The sequence below is a fragment of the Candidatus Palauibacter irciniicola genome (assembly GCF_965208695.1).
Classification (GTDB): Bacteria; Gemmatimonadota; Gemmatimonadetes; order Palauibacterales; family Palauibacteraceae; genus Palauibacter; species Palauibacter irciniicola.
The window spans coordinates 214588-230541 of record NZ_OZ242352.1 but is presented as its reverse complement, the minus strand read 5'-3'; the positions used below and the strand labels follow the sequence as shown (position 1 = coordinate 230541).

The 15954-nt window shown below is 69.0% G+C and carries 14 protein-coding genes and 1 tRNA gene; 10 read left to right on the top strand and 5 right to left on the bottom strand.

The window, feature by feature from the left end; all coding sequences use genetic code 11:
• The first annotated feature begins 29 nt into the window (after positions 1 to 29).
• The 10 genes from ACOGI9_RS01030 to ACOGI9_RS00985 all read left to right on the top strand — a co-directional run bounded on the left by ACOGI9_RS01030 (position 30) and on the right by ACOGI9_RS00985 (position 9742).
• Positions 30 to 1640 (top strand): trypsin-like peptidase domain-containing protein, encoded by a 1611-nt coding sequence (locus tag ACOGI9_RS01030; protein ID WP_419858061.1) that lies wholly within the window; start codon positions 30 to 32, stop codon positions 1638 to 1640.
• A 104-nt stretch (positions 1641 to 1744) separates the two neighbouring features.
• A tRNA-Leu gene (locus ACOGI9_RS01025) sits at positions 1745 to 1827 on the top strand.
• Between the two features lie 63 nt (positions 1828 to 1890).
• Positions 1891 to 3162, top strand: coding sequence for a trigger factor (gene tig / locus ACOGI9_RS01020; RefSeq protein WP_419858060.1), 1272 nt, complete (start codon positions 1891 to 1893; stop codon positions 3160 to 3162).
• A 30-nt stretch (positions 3163 to 3192) separates the two neighbouring features.
• On the top strand, positions 3193 to 3828 hold the full coding sequence (locus ACOGI9_RS01015) for an ATP-dependent Clp protease proteolytic subunit (RefSeq protein WP_419858059.1): 636 nt from the start codon (positions 3193 to 3195) through the stop codon (positions 3826 to 3828).
• Between the two features lie 36 nt (positions 3829 to 3864).
• Positions 3865 to 5112 carry an ATP-dependent Clp protease ATP-binding subunit ClpX gene (gene clpX / locus ACOGI9_RS01010; RefSeq protein ID WP_419858058.1) on the top strand — a complete coding sequence of 416 codons (1248 nt, stop codon included), beginning with the start codon at positions 3865 to 3867 and terminating at the stop codon, positions 5110 to 5112.
• 6 nt (positions 5113 to 5118) lie between these two features.
• Complete coding sequence (yihA, locus tag ACOGI9_RS01005; protein WP_419858057.1) at positions 5119 to 5739, top strand: ribosome biogenesis GTP-binding protein YihA/YsxC; 621 nt, start codon at positions 5119 to 5121, stop codon at positions 5737 to 5739.
• Positions 5740 to 5791: 52 nt separating this feature from the next.
• Positions 5792 to 6988: a DUF1214 domain-containing protein gene (locus ACOGI9_RS01000; RefSeq protein ID WP_419858056.1), complete on the top strand. Its 1197-nt coding sequence runs from the start codon at positions 5792 to 5794 to the stop codon at positions 6986 to 6988.
• Positions 6989 to 6996: 8 nt separating this feature from the next.
• On the top strand, positions 6997 to 8250 hold the full coding sequence (locus ACOGI9_RS00995) for a sulfotransferase family protein (protein WP_419858055.1): 1254 nt from the start codon (positions 6997 to 6999) through the stop codon (positions 8248 to 8250).
• Positions 8247 to 9269, top strand: a complete 1023-nt coding sequence (locus ACOGI9_RS00990; RefSeq protein WP_419858054.1) for an SDR family NAD(P)-dependent oxidoreductase — start codon at positions 8247 to 8249, stop codon at positions 9267 to 9269. Before ACOGI9_RS00995 ends, ACOGI9_RS00990 begins: the two co-directional genes overlap by 4 nt.
• The gene (locus tag ACOGI9_RS00985; protein ID WP_419858053.1) at positions 9266 to 9742 is read left to right on the top strand and encodes an SRPBCC domain-containing protein; all 477 of its coding nucleotides are present in this window, start codon (positions 9266 to 9268) and stop codon (positions 9740 to 9742) included. The genes ACOGI9_RS00990 and ACOGI9_RS00985 overlap by 4 nt, the downstream gene beginning before the upstream one ends.
• A 29-nt stretch (positions 9743 to 9771) precedes the next feature.
• Here the strand turns inward: ACOGI9_RS00985 and ACOGI9_RS00980 are convergent, their stop codons facing one another.
• From ACOGI9_RS00980 to hslV, 5 genes are read right to left on the bottom strand one after another with little or no spacing between them, the layout of a single operon-like run.
• Positions 9772 to 11409: a sigma-54 interaction domain-containing protein gene (locus ACOGI9_RS00980; RefSeq protein ID WP_419858052.1), complete on the bottom strand. Its 1638-nt coding sequence runs from the start codon at positions 11407 to 11409 to the stop codon at positions 9772 to 9774.
• Positions 11409 to 12998 carry a glycine cleavage system aminomethyltransferase GcvT gene (gcvT, locus tag ACOGI9_RS00975; protein ID WP_419858051.1) on the bottom strand — a complete coding sequence of 530 codons (1590 nt, stop codon included), beginning with the start codon at positions 12996 to 12998 and terminating at the stop codon, positions 11409 to 11411. Before gcvT ends, ACOGI9_RS00980 begins: the two co-directional genes overlap by 1 nt.
• Positions 12995 to 13912, bottom strand: a complete 918-nt coding sequence (gene argF, locus ACOGI9_RS00970) for an ornithine carbamoyltransferase (protein WP_419858050.1) — start codon at positions 13910 to 13912, stop codon at positions 12995 to 12997. Before argF ends, gcvT begins: the two co-directional genes overlap by 4 nt.
• 26 nt (positions 13913 to 13938) lie before the next feature.
• The gene (gene hslU, locus ACOGI9_RS00965; protein ID WP_419858049.1) at positions 13939 to 15393 is read right to left on the bottom strand and encodes an ATP-dependent protease ATPase subunit HslU; all 1455 of its coding nucleotides are present in this window, start codon (positions 15391 to 15393) and stop codon (positions 13939 to 13941) included.
• Positions 15390 to 15950 carry an ATP-dependent protease subunit HslV gene (gene hslV, locus ACOGI9_RS00960; RefSeq protein ID WP_419859307.1) on the bottom strand — a complete coding sequence of 187 codons (561 nt, stop codon included), beginning with the start codon at positions 15948 to 15950 and terminating at the stop codon, positions 15390 to 15392. Before hslV ends, hslU begins: the two co-directional genes overlap by 4 nt.
• Positions 15951 to 15954: the final 4 nt, after the last annotated feature.

The following is a 15954-nucleotide window of genomic DNA, read 5'->3' as shown; positions in this document are numbered from 1 at the left end:
CGATACGGCCGGGAGAGGGAGATAGAGGGATGAGCGACTCGCTGCGTACTCGACTGAATCTTCTGATCGCGACGGCGATCGCGTTCGCGTTCGGCGTGGGGCTGGCTTCGGTTCTGGACCTGACCCCGGTCTCGATCGCGGCGGACAGCAACCGGGACCCGGGGTGGGTGATCGGGGCCCCCGCCGGCGCCGGGATGACGATGGGGAACGGCTTCGCCGACGTGACGGAGCGCGTGGCTCCCGCGGTGGTGACGATCTACCTGACGGCGGAGCGGGAGACCTCGTTCCCGAATGCTTCCCCGTTACCGCCCGGGTTCGAGCCGCCGCCGGGGTTCGAGTTCCCGCCGGGGTTCGAGTTCCCGCCCGATTCCGCCCGGAACCGCGAGGAGGAGCGGCGGCCACAGACCGTCGAGTGGAGCGGATCCGGCTTCATCGTCTCGGAGGCCGGCTACGTAGTGACGAACAACCACGTGGTCGCGGGCGCGGAGCGCATCGACATCGAACTTCACGATGGACGGGTCCTCGACAACGTGGAACTCGTGGGGCGCGATCCGCAGACCGACGTGGCGCTGCTCAGGCTCGAGGCGGACGACATCGCCGTCCTTCCCATCGGCTCCAGCGACGAGACCGCCGTGGGCGAGTGGGTGCTCGCCATCGGGAGTCCCGGCTTCCGGACGGCACCGGGACCGCTGCTCTCATCCGTGACGGCGGGGATCGTCTCCGCCAAGGGGCGCAACATCTCCATCCTCCGGAACCGCAACCCGCTCGCGATCGAGGACTTCATCCAGACGGATGCGGTCATCAACCGGGGCAACTCGGGCGGGCCGCTGGTGAATGCGGAGGGCGAGGTGATCGGAATCAACACGGCGATCCTGTCGACGACGGGGAGCTACCAGGGGTACGGCTTCGCGGTCCCGATCGAACTCGCCCGCGAGGTTGTCGACGACCTGATCGAATTCGGTGAGGTGCGGCGGGCGCTCATCGGCGTCTCGATTACCGACGTCAACGCCGCGGATGCCGCGTTCTACGGCCTGGAGCGCGTCGAGGGCGCGAAGATCCAGACCTTCTCCTTCGACGACAGCCCCGCCCTGCTGGCCGGACTGGAAGGCGGCGATGTCATCGTCGGCGTGGCGGGGGAGCCCGTCTCCGGCGTTTCGGAACTGCAGCGGCGGATCCGCGCCTTCGAGCCGGGGGAGACGGTGGAACTGGACGTCGTGCGCCGCTCCACGCTGGAGCGCGACCGGGCGCGTGTCCGCCTCATCTCGGCGGACGACGACGCGCCGCCACAGGTCGCGGCACGCTCCGAGCCGACCGAGCCGACCGGCGATGTCCTCGGTCTGGCAGTAAAAGACGATGCCGAAGTCGAAGCCAGGGAACATGCGCAGTACAGGATCGACCCCGGGTTCAAGGGTGTCGTCATCGTCGGCGGAGATCGGAGGGGCGCGGTGGGGCGGCTGCGCCTTCCCGAAGGGACCCGTATCGTCGACATCAACGGCGAGGTGATTCAGGGGCGCGCCGACTACGAGCGCATCATCTCCGGGCTGGGGCCCGGCGATGCGCTGAGCGTGCAACTCGATATTCTGCTGCTGGACGGGCGTCGACAGAACGCTTTCCGGAGCGTCGTGATCCCGGAACGCTGATTCGCGGGGCGCCGGGCGGGACGGGGATTCTTGCTTGCCCCCGTTCCGGCCGGTGCCGAGATTCCCGGCCGATCCCGGCGCTGCGTTCGACCTGGCGGGTTCGCGCGAAAGTGGCGGAATTGGCAGACGCGCCAGCCTTAGGAGCTGGTGGCCCTTGGCCGTGGGGGTTCGAATCCCCCCTTTCGCACTTCGTGCCGCAGACTGCCGGCAGTTGGCCCGTGCGGAGACCTGAGCGGGAGCCATACCGACCTTGAGCCCAGCCGATTCACAAGCCGCCGCGACGGATCCGTTCGACGTCGCGATCAAGCAGGAGAACGACTACCTGCGCCGTCTCGACGTATCCGTGGACCCCGCGCAGGTGGCGGCGACGCGGCGACGGGAAGCCGCCCGACTCCGGAAGACGACCCGCATCAAGGGGTTCCGGAAGGGGAAGGTCCCGGTGCGGATCGTCGAGGAACGCTACGGTCCCCTCATCGACGAACGAACCGTCGATGCCCTCGTCAACCGGGCGTTCCGGGACGCCGTGCAGCGGCACGACCTCTCCACCATTGGGGAACCCGTGGTGAGCGAACTCGACTACCGGCCCGGGGAGCGGCTCTCGTTCCGCATCGACGTGGAGGTGATGCCGGCGATCGAGCTTGCGAGGACCGGCGGGTTCCGCGTCAAGCGGCGCGAGGTGGCCGTCGCGGACGCGGACATCGACGAGGTCATCGAGAACATCCGCAAGGAAAACGCCGTGCTCCAGCCCGTGGACCGGGCGCCGCGGAGCGGGGACGTCGTCGCCGTGGCGATCAGGGAACACGAAGGAGGCGACGGGGCGGCGGAGAAACCGTATCGGTTCGAGCTGGGCGCGGGCTACGCGATTCCGGATGTCGAAGACGCGATCCTCACGCTCACGCCCGGCGAGGAGGGCACGTTCACGGTCTCCTATCCGGACGACTTCGGGGCCGAGGAACTCGCGGGCACCACGCGATCGCTGCAGATCCGCCTCGATGACGTCCGTGCCAGCGAGCTTCCGGACCTCACGGACGAGTTCGCGAGCGAGATCGGAGATTTCGGGACGCTGGCTGAACTTCGCGAAGCGGTGGGGAAGGAACTCCTGGCGCGGGGTGAACGTCAGGCGGATGAGGAAGTCGGCGAACGACTCCTCGACGCGGTGATCGAAGCCAACGCCTTCGAGGTGCCGCCGAGTCTCACGTCGCGTTATCTTGACCGGGTGATCGACGCCCCCGAGGGAGCGGATCCCGAGCGGGTCGAGGAGGCCCGCCGGTCCGTGACCCCGGAGGTGGAGCGTCAGATCAAGCGGGATCTGGTGCTCGGGCGACTCATCGAGGATCAGGGACTCGATTTGTCGAGCGAGGAATTCGACGAGCGCCTGTCGGAACTGGGGAAGGCGAGGGGCAAGAGCCTGGTGGAGATACGCCGGCAGCTCGCGAGGGAGAAGCAGCTCGACCCCCTCCGCCGCCGTTTCGCCATCGACAAGGCGTTCCGGTTTCTGATCGACGGCTCGGACGTGAGCTGATGGGCTTCGCAAACCACGTGAGGGACTGATTTGAGCACGATATTCGCACCGTATGTCATCGAACGGTCGAGCCGCGGGGAACGCACGTACGACATCTTCTCGCGTCTCCTCATGGACCGGATCGTCTTCCTCGGGGCTCCGATCAACGACGATGTGGCGAACGTGGTGATCGCCCAGTTGCTCTTCCTGGAGGCGGACAACCCGGAGCGCGAGATCAACATCTACATCAACTCGCCGGGGGGAAGCGTCCAGGCGGGACTCGCGATCTACGACACGATGCAGTTCCTGAACGCCCCGGTGGCGACGATGTGCATGGGGATGGCGGCGTCGATGGGAGCGTTCCTGCTCGCCGCCGGCACGCCCGGCAGGCGGCGCTCGCTGCCGAACGCGCGGATCATGATCCACCAGCCTTCCGGCGGCTCGTACGGGACGGCGGCGGACATCGAGATCCAGGCGAAGGAAATCCTCAACGCCCGCGAGCGGCTCAACGGGATTCTCGCCGAACACACAGGGCAGGACCTCGAGCGGATCGCCGAGGATGTCGACCGCGACCGCTTCATGTCGCCCGAGGAAGCGCGGGAGTACGGGCTCATCGACCTGGTCGTCGCGCGCGAGGCGGAGGTGGACGGCAAGAACGGCCGGCCCGGTCCCGCCGTCGCGAAGTAGGGCCGGGGCAACCCGAGGGACCGAGGGGAGGCGACGATGCCGAGCGACAAGCACCTGCGCTGCTCCTTCTGCGGCAAGTCCAAGGACGCCGTCCAGAAGTTCATCTCCGGACCCAACGTCTATATCTGCAACGAGTGCATCTCGCTCTGTAACGAGATCCTCGCCGAGGAAGAGGAACGCGAACAGGGCGGGCGCTTCACGGAGATCCCGACGCCGTCCGAGATCAAGGCGACGCTCGACGAGTACGTGATCGGGCAGGAGGTGGCGAAGAAGACGCTCTCGGTCGCCGTCTACAATCACTACAAGCGGATCAACCACCGCAGTCTCGTCGACGATGTCGAGATCGAGAAGTCGAACATCCTGCTGCTCGGTCCCACGGGGGTGGGCAAGACGCTGCTCGCGCAGACGCTGGCGCGGATTCTCCAGGTCCCGTTCACGATCGCGGACGCGACGACGCTCACCGAGGCGGGATATGTGGGGGAGGATGTCGAGAACATCCTCGTCCGGCTCCTGCAGGCGGGCGAATACAACGTGGCGGAGTGCGAGCGCGGCATCGTCTACATCGACGAGATCGACAAGATCGCGCGCAAATCGGACAACCCGTCGATCACGCGCGACGTCTCCGGCGAGGGCGTCCAGCAGGCGCTCCTCAAGATCCTCGAGGGGACGGTGGCGTCCGTGCCTCCGCAGGGCGGGCGCAAGCATCCGCAGCAGGAGTACATCCAGATCGATACGCGGAACATCCTCTTCATCTGCGGCGGCGCCTTCGACGGCCTCGAGGAGATCATCCAGGAACGGCAGGGCCGCCGGCAGATCGGTTTCCGGGATGACCTCATCGCGGGGGCGGTGGCGCCGAACGACGAGGAGAACCTCCTCGCCTGCGTCGAACCCGAGGACATGCTCCGCTACGGACTCATCCCCGAACTCGTCGGCCGGCTCCCGGTACTCGTGGCGCTGCACGACCTCGACGAGGATGCGCTGGTCGAGATCCTGCAGCGTCCGAAGAACGCGCTGCTCAAGCAGTACACGAAGATGTTCGAACTCGAGGGTGTGGGCCTCACGCTGGACCCGGAGGCGCTGCGCGCGATCGCGCGCAAGACGATCGACCGCGGAACGGGCGCCCGCGGACTGAGGGCCGTGATGGAATCCATCATGCTCGACGTGATGTTCGACCTGCCGGGACGCATGGACATCCGCGAGGTCGTCGTCACGCGCGAAACCGTCGAGGAGAGCAACCAGCCGCTCCTCATCCTCGAGCCCGAGGCGAAGCGCAGGGAGGCGTAACGGACCTTGCCGCCGGCTGACAGGGTCGTCGCGCACGTCAGGACGGTCGAGTTCGTCGGCGCGGTCGGCGCGGTCGGCCAGAAGCCGCCGCGCGACCTCCCCCAGATCGCGATCGCCGGGCGCTCGAACGTCGGCAAGTCCTCCCTGCTCAACCGGCTCGTGGGACGGAAGAGCCTCGCGCGGACCTCGAAGCAGCCCGGACGGACGCGCGAGATCAACTTCTTCCTCGTCGACGACCGTTACATGCTCGTCGATCTGCCGGGCTACGGGTTCGCGAAGGCGCCGAAGACCGTGCGGAAGAAGTGGGGGCGGCTGATCGACGGGTATCTGCGCCGGACGCCGAAGCTGCTCGGACTCGTGCTGCTCGTGGACGCGCGCCGCGGACTCACGGACGACGACGAGCGGATGATCGACTTCCTGGGGGCGACGGGCACGCCGACGCTCTTCGCGCTCACGAAGTCGGACAAGCTGAACCGGTCCGGGCGACGGCGGGCGACGGAGCAGTTGCGCGAGGCGCTCGAACTCGATGCGGATCAACTGGTGGAGACGTCCGCGCGCACCGGCGCCGGCGTCGACACGCTGCGGGAGAGCATCGCCGCCCTCCTTGCCGAGGCGAAGACCGGCTAGCCGCTCGAAGCCACCGCGCTTGAGGCCACGGGACGGGCGGAGGGGAGACGCGATGAGAAAGTTCATCATCGGACTGCTCGGGCTCTTTCGGCGCCTCTCGCTCGGGGCGCGGAAGCTCCGGGGCCGGACGCCCGCGGACGTCGCCGCGCAGCGCGTGGTCAGCGGCAAGGCGTGGGACGAATTCTGCGACACGCTGAAGGCGGCGGGGGCCGCGCTGACCTTCCCCGGCGCGCCGCGCGACCCGTTCGACCAGGCGGAGGGATACCGGTATCTCAGCCGCCTGGCCCGCGGGGGGCTCATGGCCTTCGTGGAACACGCCGACCCGCGGGCGCCCGTGCTGCACCGCGTGGCCCACGAGACGGTGAAGCTGGGGAGCGACAACCCCGACAACTACTACCAGACGGCCGCCATTCACGGCGACTTCGAGTACCGGATCTCCGGGCGGCGCAACACCGTGACGTACCTCGGTTTCGGCACCCAGGCCGGCCACTACGGGCAGAGCGGCGGCCTGCCCCCCACCGGTTACATCGAGGCCGGCGAGATGGAGATCGACGAGGACGGGACCTTCGAACTCATCGTCAGCGGCCGGCGCCACGGCGGGAACTGGCTGCCGATGACGGCGGAGAGCCGCACGCTGATCGTGCGCCAGACCTTCCTCGACCGGGAGACGGAGGCGCCGGCCGAACTTCGCATCGAGCGCATCGGGTGCGCGGAGGACGAGAAGCGACCCCGCCCGCTCACGCCGGAACAACTCGATGAGGGACTGAAGTCCGCCGGTACGCTGGTGGCGGGCGCGTCGATGCTGTTCGCGAACTGGGCGCGCGGCTTCCGGAAACACTCGAACACGCTGCCCATGTTCGATCCGGAGGTGTCGCTTCAGGCGGGCGGCGACCCGAACATCGCCTACTACCACAGTCACTGGGCCGTGGCCGACGACGAAGCGCTCCTCATCGAAGCGATGCCGCCCGAGTGCGAGCACTGGAACTTCCAACTGAACAACTACTGGATGGAGTCGCTGGACTACCGTTATCACACGATCCACACGAACAAGCACCTCGCGCACCATGAGGAGGACGGTTCCGTACGCCTCGTCGTCTGCCACGAGGATCCCGGGCTCCCGAACTGGCTGGAGACGGCGGGCCACACGTCGGGGACGATGTGCTTCCGGTGGATCCGGGCCGCGGAGCACCCGCAGCCGCGAACGCGGCTCGTGAAGCTCTCTGAGCTGCGCGCGCTTCGCGAGGCGTAGGCGGCCCGGTGCGGACCTCGACGGAGTACCGCAGGCCGTACCGCCCCCTGGCCGTGTCCCTCTTCAACCGGGTGGGGCGGGCGGCCCGGAGGTTCGGCTTCGGCGGCGCCCTGGACGTCGGCCGCATGGTCGCCGCCGCGAGGCGGCGGACGGGACTCTCGGACTTCGGCGATGAGTGGTTCCTGGAACCCCTCGAGGTGCTCGTCGAATCGATCAACGCGGAGGCGCGACTGACGCCGCTCGGCGCGACGATTCAGCGCGCGCGGATCGTATCGGCCCTGGCGATTCGGCTGCGCGCGGCACGGTTGCTTCGGGAACACCCCGAGATTCTCGACGTGGACCTGGGGCGAATCCTCCTCATCGCGGGCCTGCAGCGCACCGCGACGACGACGCTGCACCGGTTGCTCGCGGCGGACCCGGGGGTTCGCGCCCTGCGTGCGTGGGAAGTGCTCAGCCCCGTGCCTCTCGGGGACGAAGGGACGGGGGCTCCGCGGCGCCGCATGCGTCAGGCGAAACGCGCCGCGCGAGCCATCGGGTTCCTGGCGCCCGATTTCCGCGCCGTCCACCCCATGGCCTGGGACGCGCCGGAGGAGGACGTCCTTCTGCTCGATCTCTCGTTCATGAGCCAGGCGCCGGAAGCGGCGATGCACGTGCCGAGCTATTCGCGGTGGCTCGAAGCCCGGGACCACACGAAGTGCTACGAGTACCTGCTCACGGTGCTGAAGATCCTGCACTGGCAGCGCCCGGGCGATTGCTGGGTGCTGAAGACGCCGCATCACATGGAACATCTCGACGTCATCCTCGATGTCTTCCCCGACGTGTGCGTCATCCAGACGCATCGGGATCCGAAGAAAGCGGTGCCGTCGTTCTGCAGCATGGTGGCGCACGGACGCGGCATCTTCAGCGACCGTGTGGATCCGCCGGAGATCGGGGCGCACTGGATGAGGAAGATCCGCCGGATGATGGAGCGCTCCATGAGCGTGCGGCGGGGCGCGGCCGAGCATGTGTTCGTCGATGTATCGTTCTACGACCTGATCGCGGATCCGGTCGGCGAGTTGCGCAGGATCTACGGGGCCGCGGGAATCGACTTCACGGACGAAGCCGCGGACGCGGCGAGGAACGTCTCCGAACGAAGCGGGAAGGACGGCCACGGGAGGCACGTCTACTCGCCGGCCAGCTTCGGTCTCGACGAGGAGACCATAGACCGGCATTCCGCGGCCTACCGGCGGGAATACCGGATACCGGACGAGGTCGTCACGTGAAATACAACCGGAAGCTGAAGGCCTTCGCCAGCGGGGTCGTCGATCGTTTCTTCCAGCGCCCCACGCTGAGCCCGGTCCCGGAGCGCGTCCGCCTCGACGGAAAGGTCTGCCTGGTCACGGGGGCCAACCGGGGGCTGGGCAAGGCGGTGGCGGTCGACCTGGCGAAACGCGGCGCCGAGGTGCTCATGGCCTGCCGCGGCGGACATCCCGCTGCGGGGGAGGACGTCCGGCGGCTCGCGGGTTCCGACGCGGTCGACATGCTTCGCGTGGACCTCGCCGACCTCGACTCCGTGCACGCGCTGTGCGACGGGCTCGAACGCGAGCGGCGCACGGTGGACATCCTCGTCCTCAACGCCGGGGTGATGCCGGCGAAGGCTCGGAGATCGGCCCAGGGCTACGAGTTGATGTTCGCGGTCCATTTCCTGGCCAACCGCGTGCTCATCGACCGACTCCTGGCGGACGGCGTCGTTCGGCCGGGCGGCCGCGGTGGAGAGATCCCGAGAATCGTCTTCATCGTGTCCGAAACGCATCGAGCCGCCGAGTCGATCGACTTCGGCAGCTTCGGCGCCTTTGCCGACTACGGCCTGAGAGACGGCCTGAAGTACTATGCGTTGAGCAAACTGCACCTGTGTACCTATGCGCAGGAACTGTCGCGCCGGCTGAACCCGGAGGGAGACGTACGGATCGCCGTGAACTCGCTGTGCCCGGGCGCGGTCGACTCCGACCTCATGCGGGAAGCGCCGTGGTGGCTGAAGCCGCTGCTCCACCCGGCGAAACGCCTGCTCTTCGCGGCGCCCCGCAAGGCGGCGGCGCCCGTGACCCATGCGTGCTGCGCTGAGGACCTGGGTCGGCGCAGCGGGGTCTACCTGCACCTGATGCGGGAGAAGGAGATGTCCGCGCCGGCGATGGACGCCGCCGCCGGAGCGCGACTGTGGCGGGAAAGCGCGGCGCTGCTGGCGCGACACCCGCGACCCGGCGAGGAGGGTGTGCGCGGGTTCGCCGCGGGGGAATCGGAGTGAAACCGCAGCGGAAGGGCAGCGCCCTGTTCAAGGGGCATGTGCGTTCGGAGGCCGTGGAAATCGACGCGCCGATCGAACGGGCGTGGGACATCCTCACGGACTTCGAGCGCTACGGCGAATGGAACCCGTTCACGCCCTCGGTCGCCACGGACTTCAAGATCGGCTCGCCGGTCGAACTGTACGTGAGGATGGGACCCTGGAGACTGAAACAGGTCGAGCGGATCGAGGCCGTCGAGCCGCCGCACCTCATCGCGTGGAGCACGACGATGGGCCACCGTCTCCTCATCTCGGCCCTGCGGGAGCAGCGCCTGGAAGCCGTCGGAGAGGGGCGCTGCCGATACCGGACGTCGGATGACTTCTCGGGCCTTCTCATCCCGCTCGTGATGCTGCTCTTCGGCGGGTTCGTGCGACGCGGGTTCAACGATGTCGCACGAGGGCTGAAGGCCCGCGCGGAGGCCGGCTCGGCGGTGTGACGCGGCCGGCGCCCCCGCCGGATGCGAGGCTAGTGGTCGATGCCGTACTTCCGGATCTTGCGGTAGATCGTGCGTTCGCCGATGCCGAGCGCCTCCGCCGCCCGGCGCCGGTTGCCTCCGGCCTGGCGGAGCACGGCGATGATCGCCGCGCGCTCGATCTCCTCCATCGTCATCCCGGGCCGGATCGCGATCACGTCCGCGTCCTCCGGGACCGAGCTGTCCTCCGCGGCCGGGCCGCCCTCGGTCGGTGAGGCGACTTCGGCCGGGGTCGCATCGATCGCGTCGACCGCGTCGGTGATGTCGATCTCGATCGCGTCCTCGATGTCGTCCACGACCCCGCCCCCGGAGGGGGCCGGAGGGAGTTGGCGGGCACCCGACCTGTAGGCCTCGAACTCCCGCTTGAGGTCATCGATGTCCACCTTGAGGTCCACGAGGGTGCGGAAGACGAACGCGAGTTGCGGTGAACTCGGGATGGATCCGGCGCCCGCGTCGACCGGAGGCGCGATGCGCGCGGGGGATGGCACGAGGCTCACGCCCCCCGACCGGATCTCGGGCGGAATGTCCTCCGGACGTATGACGGAGCCGGGCGCGAGGACGACCATGGACTCGATCAGGTTGCGGAGTTCCCGGACGTTCCCCGGCCAGTCGTAGTCGAGGAGGATCTGGAGCGCGTCCGGAGCGAGTCCGCGGAATTCCCGGTCGTGCTGGCGGCTGAACTCCGAGATGAAGCGGCGGATGAGGACGGGGATGTCGCGGCGCCGCTCGCGGAGCGGGGGGACGTGGACGTTGAGGACGTTGAGCCGGTAGTACAGGTCGCGGCGGAATTCCCCGGTCTCGACCGCCTGCCTGAGGTCGCGGTTCGTGGCGGCGACGACGCGCACGCTGACCTGGATCTCGTGGTCCCCGCCCACCCGCATGAAGCGGCGGCTCTCGAGCACCCGCAGGAGCCGCGTCTGGGTGGGGAGCGGCATCTCGGCAATCTCGTCGAGGAGGAGCGTGCCGCCATCGGCGAGTTCGAACATCCCCCGCCGCAGCGAGGTCGCCCCGGTGAAGGCGCCCTTCTCGTGCCCGAACAATTCGGATTCGAGCAGCGACTCGGGGAGGGCGGCGCAGTTCACCGCGATGAAGGCCTTCGCGCGCCTCGGGGACAGCCGGTGAAAGGCCCGCGCCACGAGTTCCTTTCCGGTCCCGCTCTCGCCCGTCAGGAGGACGGTGCTCATCACGGGGGCGATCATGTGCACCCGCTCCAGGATCTCGCGCACGGCCTCGGTGCGCCCGATGATCCCCGTCTGTCGCTGGAGGTCGTAGCGGTCGAGGTGCGTCTGCAGGACGACCCGCATTTCGTCGGGATCGACGGGAAGCGAGAGCGCCTCGTCGAGATCGAAGGACCGCGCCAGCCCGCGGCGCGCATCGGGGTGGGTCTCCTCCGTGAGTCCGAGCACCGGAGGGCGCGGAATCTCCGCCTCGAACAGTCCGCGCATCGCGGCGGCGCGCGATTCGCCGGGCGGGCCCGTGAGGACCAGGGCAACGTCGGCCGCCCCGCCGAGCCGTCCCTCGAGTTCGCGCACCGACTCCACGAACTCGACCTCGTGCCCGTCGGCCTGCACGGCCTGCCGGACGGCGATGGCGGACTCCACCGCGCGCCCGTCGACGAAGACGCGCGCCATCAGCCGCCCGGGGAGGCGTGCACGGTTTCGCCGCGCAGCAGATCGACCGCGTGGTCGATCACGGATTCGAGCGCGGCGAGGCCGTCGGAGACGCCGCCCGGGTTCCCGGGCAGATTGATGATGAGCGTCTCGCCGCGGATCCCCGTCAGCCCGCGACCGAGCGCGGCGTACGGCGTCGACTCGGCGCCGGCGCGGCGCAGCATCTCGGCGATCCCCGGCGCGTGGCGCTCAAGGACGGTGCGCGTCGCTTCGGGCGTCACGTCGCGGACCGCAAGGCCGATGCCGCCCGTCGTGAGAACGACGTCGACCCCCCGCACGTCGCACCAGTGCAGGAGGCGGGAGCTGATCGCGTCGTTCTCGCAGGGAACGACGTCCGCGCCGGACAGCGAATAGGCCCGCCCCCGGATCCACTTCTCGATGAGGGCCCCGGAACCGTCCTCCCGCTCCCCGGCGTGGACGGCATCGGAGATGGTCATGACGGCGATCCGCGGCGCGATCCGGTGCAGCGAGCCGCGTGGATAGAAGGGCGGGCGGACGACCTCGGCCGCGATCGCCTTCCCCCGGATCATGATCTCGACCGCGTCGCCGAACCCGGCGGCCACCGGCAGGTAGGCCGTCGCGATCCCGTACCCCATGGAAGGACTCACGGTGCCGCTGCGGACGACGGCGACGGCCTCCCCCTGGAATCGGACGTCGTAGCCCGGCCGCGGGAAGCCCCGCTCGAGCAGCCTGAGGAAGCGCAGCTTGCGGGTGAGGCCGGCGGCGCGCTGCGCGGCAAGGGCTTCCGCTCCCACGAAGTCGCCTTTGGCGGGCTTCACGAGCCACCCGAGCCCGGCCTCGAGCGCGGTCGTCTCGTCGTCCACGTCGTTGCCGTAGAGCGCGTAGCCCATCTCGAGCCGGAGCGAGTCGCGGGCTCCCAGGCCCGTGGGGACGGCGCCGGCCGCGACGAGCGCCCGCCACGTCGGCGCCGCGTACGCATTCGGCATGTAGAGTTCGAACCCGATCTCCCCCGTATATCCGGTCCGACTGATGACGCACGGCGCGCCCGCGACGTCGCCGTGCACGAAGCGGTAGTAGTCGATCTCCGCCAGCGGTTGGTCGGTCAGCGGCGCCAGCATCACCTCCGCCAACGGACCCTGGAGGGCGAGGAGGGCGATCTCATCGCTCTCGTCCGTCATTCTCACGTCGAACCCCTTGGCGAGCCCGGCGAGGTGCGCCCAGTCCTTGGCCATGTTGGCCGCGTTCACGACGAGCCGATAATCCGCCTCGCCCATGCAGTAGACGATGAGGTCGTCGATGACGCCGCCGGTCTCGTGGCACATCGCGCTGTACTGGGCGTCTCCCGGCTCCAGGCGCGAGGGGTCGTTCGTCGTCGCGTAGGCCACGAACGCCTGCGCGTCCTCGCCGCGGACACGGAACTCTCCCATGTGGGAGACGTCGAACAGGCCCGACTTCTCGCGCACGGCGCGGTGTTCCGCCCTGATGCCGGTCGGATACTGGACGGGCATCGCGTAGCCGGCGAAGGGGACGATCTTTCCGCCCAGCCGGACGTGTTCTTCGAACAGCGGAGTTTCTTTCAGGTCCTTCACGAGGCCGCTCCCATGAGCATGGTGAGGATCGCCTTCTGCGAGTGGAGCCGGTTCTCCGCCTCGTCCCACACGCGCGACGCGGGTCCGTCGATGACTTCGGCCCCGACTTCCTCGCCGCGGTGCGCGGGCAGGCAGTGGAGGAAGATCGCATCGTCGGCGGCGCGGGCCATGATCTCCGCGCCCACATGGTAGCCCTCGAAGGCCCGCGCGCGTTCCGCGGCCTCCTCCTCCTGCCCCATCGAGGCCCACACGTCCGTCGTCACGACGTGCGCGCCCTCGGCCGCTTCCGCGGGCGCCCGGAAGAGATCGACCCGCGTCGCGCGTCCCGCGGCGGCGAGGATGGAGGGGTCCGGATCGTAGCCCTCGGGGCAGGCGAGACGGAGCCGGAAGCCGAGTTTCGCGGCCGCGTTCAACCACGAGTTCGCGACGTTGTTGCCGTCGCCGATCCAGGCCACGGTCCGTCCCGACAGGTCGGGGCCGAACTCGGCGCGCGCGGTCTGCAGATCCGCCATGATCTGGCAGGGGTGCAGGAGATCCGTGAGTCCGTTGATGACGGGAATGGAACCGTGTTCGGCCAGCGCCTCGACATCGGACTGCGCGAACGTCCGGATCATGATCCCGTGCACGAAGCGCGACAGGACCAGGGCCGTATCGGAGAGCGGTTCCCCGCGCCCGATCTGGATGTCGCGCGCGGAAAGGAAGAGCGCCTGCCCGCCCAGTTGGTGCGTCCCCACCTGGAACGACACCCGGGTGCGGGTCGAACTCTTGGTGAAGATCATGGCGAGCGTCTTCCCGGCGAGGGGGCGGCCCGCCGCGTCGGGGTCGGCCTTCAGGCGGTCCGCGAGGTCGAGCGCCTCGCGCAGCCGCTCGGGCGACCAGTCGGCGATCGAGAGAAAGTGTCGGGTCCGGTCCATGGCTTCGTGCGTCCTCGGGTTTCCGCCTACAGGATATACCGTCGCAGATCTTCGTCGTCCGCGATGCGCGACAGGCGGTCCCGCACGAAGTCCGCGTCGACGGTGATCGTCTCGTTCGCCCGCGCCTCCGGCAGATCGAAGAGGATCTTCTCCAGGAGCGTGCTGAGCACGGTGTGGAGACGCCGGGCGCCGATGTTCTCCGTCCGTTCGTTCACCTGGCTCGCGATGCGGGCGATCTCGCGGACCGCGCTCTCCTCGAACTCGAGCCGGGCGGACTCGGTCTCCACGAGTGCCTGGTACTGCGCCAGGAGGGCGTAGCGAGGCTCCTGGAGGATGCGCGTGAACGCCTCCGCGTCCAGACTCTCGAGTTCGACGCGGATCGGGAACCGGCCCTGGAGTTCGGGGATCAGATCCGAGGGCTTCGCGATGTGGAAGGCCCCGGCGGCGATGAACAGGATGTGGTCCGTGCGGACCATCCCGTGCCGCGTCTGGACCGTGGACCCCTCGACGATGGGCAGGAGGTCCCGCTGCACGCCCTCGCGCGAAACGTCGGGTCCGGCGCCGCCGTGCTTTCCGGCGACCTTGTCGATCTCGTCGAGGAAGACGATTCCCATGCTCTCGGTCCGGCGGAGCGCCTGCTCCGTGACCTCCTCCATGTCGACCAGGTTCGCGAGTTCTTCGGAGCGGAGGATCCGGCGTGCGTCTGCCACCGTGACCCGGCGGCGGCGCGTCTTCTTCGGGAGCACCCCCTTGAGGACCTCCCCGACGTTGAAGTCGAGGCTCTCCATGCCGCCCCCCACATCCAGCATCGGGATCGTGCTCTCGCTGACCTCGACTTCGACCTCCCGCTCATCGAGCATGCCGTCGCGCAGGAGGCCGCGGAGCTTCTCTCGCGTGCGCTGCTTGCGCTGCTCGGAGGGCTCGTCGGAGCGGGTCTCGGACGCCTGCCCCGCGAGCGACACGACGAACTGCCGCTGCGGGCCCCCGCCGGCGCCGGGCGCGGGCTCGCCCTCCGCCACGGGAGGAAGAAGAAGATCGAGAAGGCGCTCTTCGACCCGCCGGTCGGCGATCTCCCCGTGACGGGCCTCCTGCTCCTCGCGAACGAGCTTGATCGCGATCTCGAGGAGGTCCCGGATCATCGATTCCACATCGCGGCCGACGTAGCCCACCTCGGTGAACTTCGAGGCCTCGACCTTGATGAACGGAGCCCCCGCGAGCCGGGAGAGGCGGCGGGCGATCTCGGTCTTCCCCACCCCGGTCGGGCCGATGAGGATGATGTTGTTGGGGAGGATCTCCTCGCGCATTCCCTCGTCGACGTTCCGCCGGCGCCAGCGGTTGCGGAGCGCGATCGCGACGGCCTTCTTCGCCTCGTCCTGTCCGATGATGTACTGGTCGAGTTCCTCGACGATCTGTCGCGGAGTGAGCGCCGCCGCGATGCCGGGGTCGCCGGGATCCGGGGCGGGGCTGATATCGGTCTTCATGGCTCGTTCCCGTTGTCGTCGTCGGCGCCCGGGAGTTCGAGCACCGTGATCTCCCGGTTCGTGTACACGCAGATCTCCGCCGCGATCTCGAGGGCCTGCCGGGCCACCTCGGCGGCCGGCAGCTCCGTGCGGCGGGCGAGGGCCCGCGCGGCGGCGAGCGCGTGCGGCCCCCCGGAACCGAGCGCGAGAATGCCATCGTCCGGTTCGATGACCTCTCCCGTGCCGGCGATGAGCAGGCTCGTCTCGCGGTCGGCGACGGCGAGCAGCGCCTCGAGCCGCCGGAGATAGCGGTCGCTCCGCCACTCCTTCGCGAGTTCCACCGCCGCGCGGGTGAGGTGGCGAGGGTAGCGTTCGAGTTGCGCCTCGAACTTCTCGAACAGGGTGAGCGCATCGGCGACGCCGCCGGCGAAGCCCGCCAGGATCCGGCCGTCGCGCATCGTGCGGAGCTTGCTCGCCTTCGCCTTGACGACGGTCTCCCCCATCGTCACCTGGCCGTCACCCGCCATCGCGACTTCCCCGCCGACCCGAACGCAGAGGATCGTCGTGGCTCGTATCATGCTC

What these genes read in the sequence shown, in the direction of transcription:
- hslV (WP_419859307.1), bottom strand. Translation starts at nt 15,950, where the DNA reads ATGATACGAGCCACGACGATCCTCTGCGTTCGGGTCGGCGGGGAAGTC.
- ACOGI9_RS01000 (WP_419858056.1), top strand. Translation starts at nt 5,792, where the DNA reads ATGAGAAAGTTCATCATCGGACTGCTCGGGCTCTTTCGGCGCCTCTCG.
- clpX (WP_419858058.1), top strand. Translation starts at nt 3,865, where the DNA reads ATGCCGAGCGACAAGCACCTGCGCTGCTCCTTCTGCGGCAAGTCCAAG.
- hslU (WP_419858049.1), bottom strand. Translation starts at nt 15,393, where the DNA reads ATGAAGACCGATATCAGCCCCGCCCCGGATCCCGGCGACCCCGGCATC.
- argF (WP_419858050.1), bottom strand. Translation starts at nt 13,912, where the DNA reads ATGGACCGGACCCGACACTTTCTCTCGATCGCCGACTGGTCGCCCGAG.
- ACOGI9_RS00980 (WP_419858052.1), bottom strand. Translation starts at nt 11,409, where the DNA reads ATGGCGCGCGTCTTCGTCGACGGGCGCGCGGTGGAGTCCGCCATCGCC.
- ACOGI9_RS01030 (WP_419858061.1), top strand. Translation starts at nt 30, where the DNA reads ATGAGCGACTCGCTGCGTACTCGACTGAATCTTCTGATCGCGACGGCG.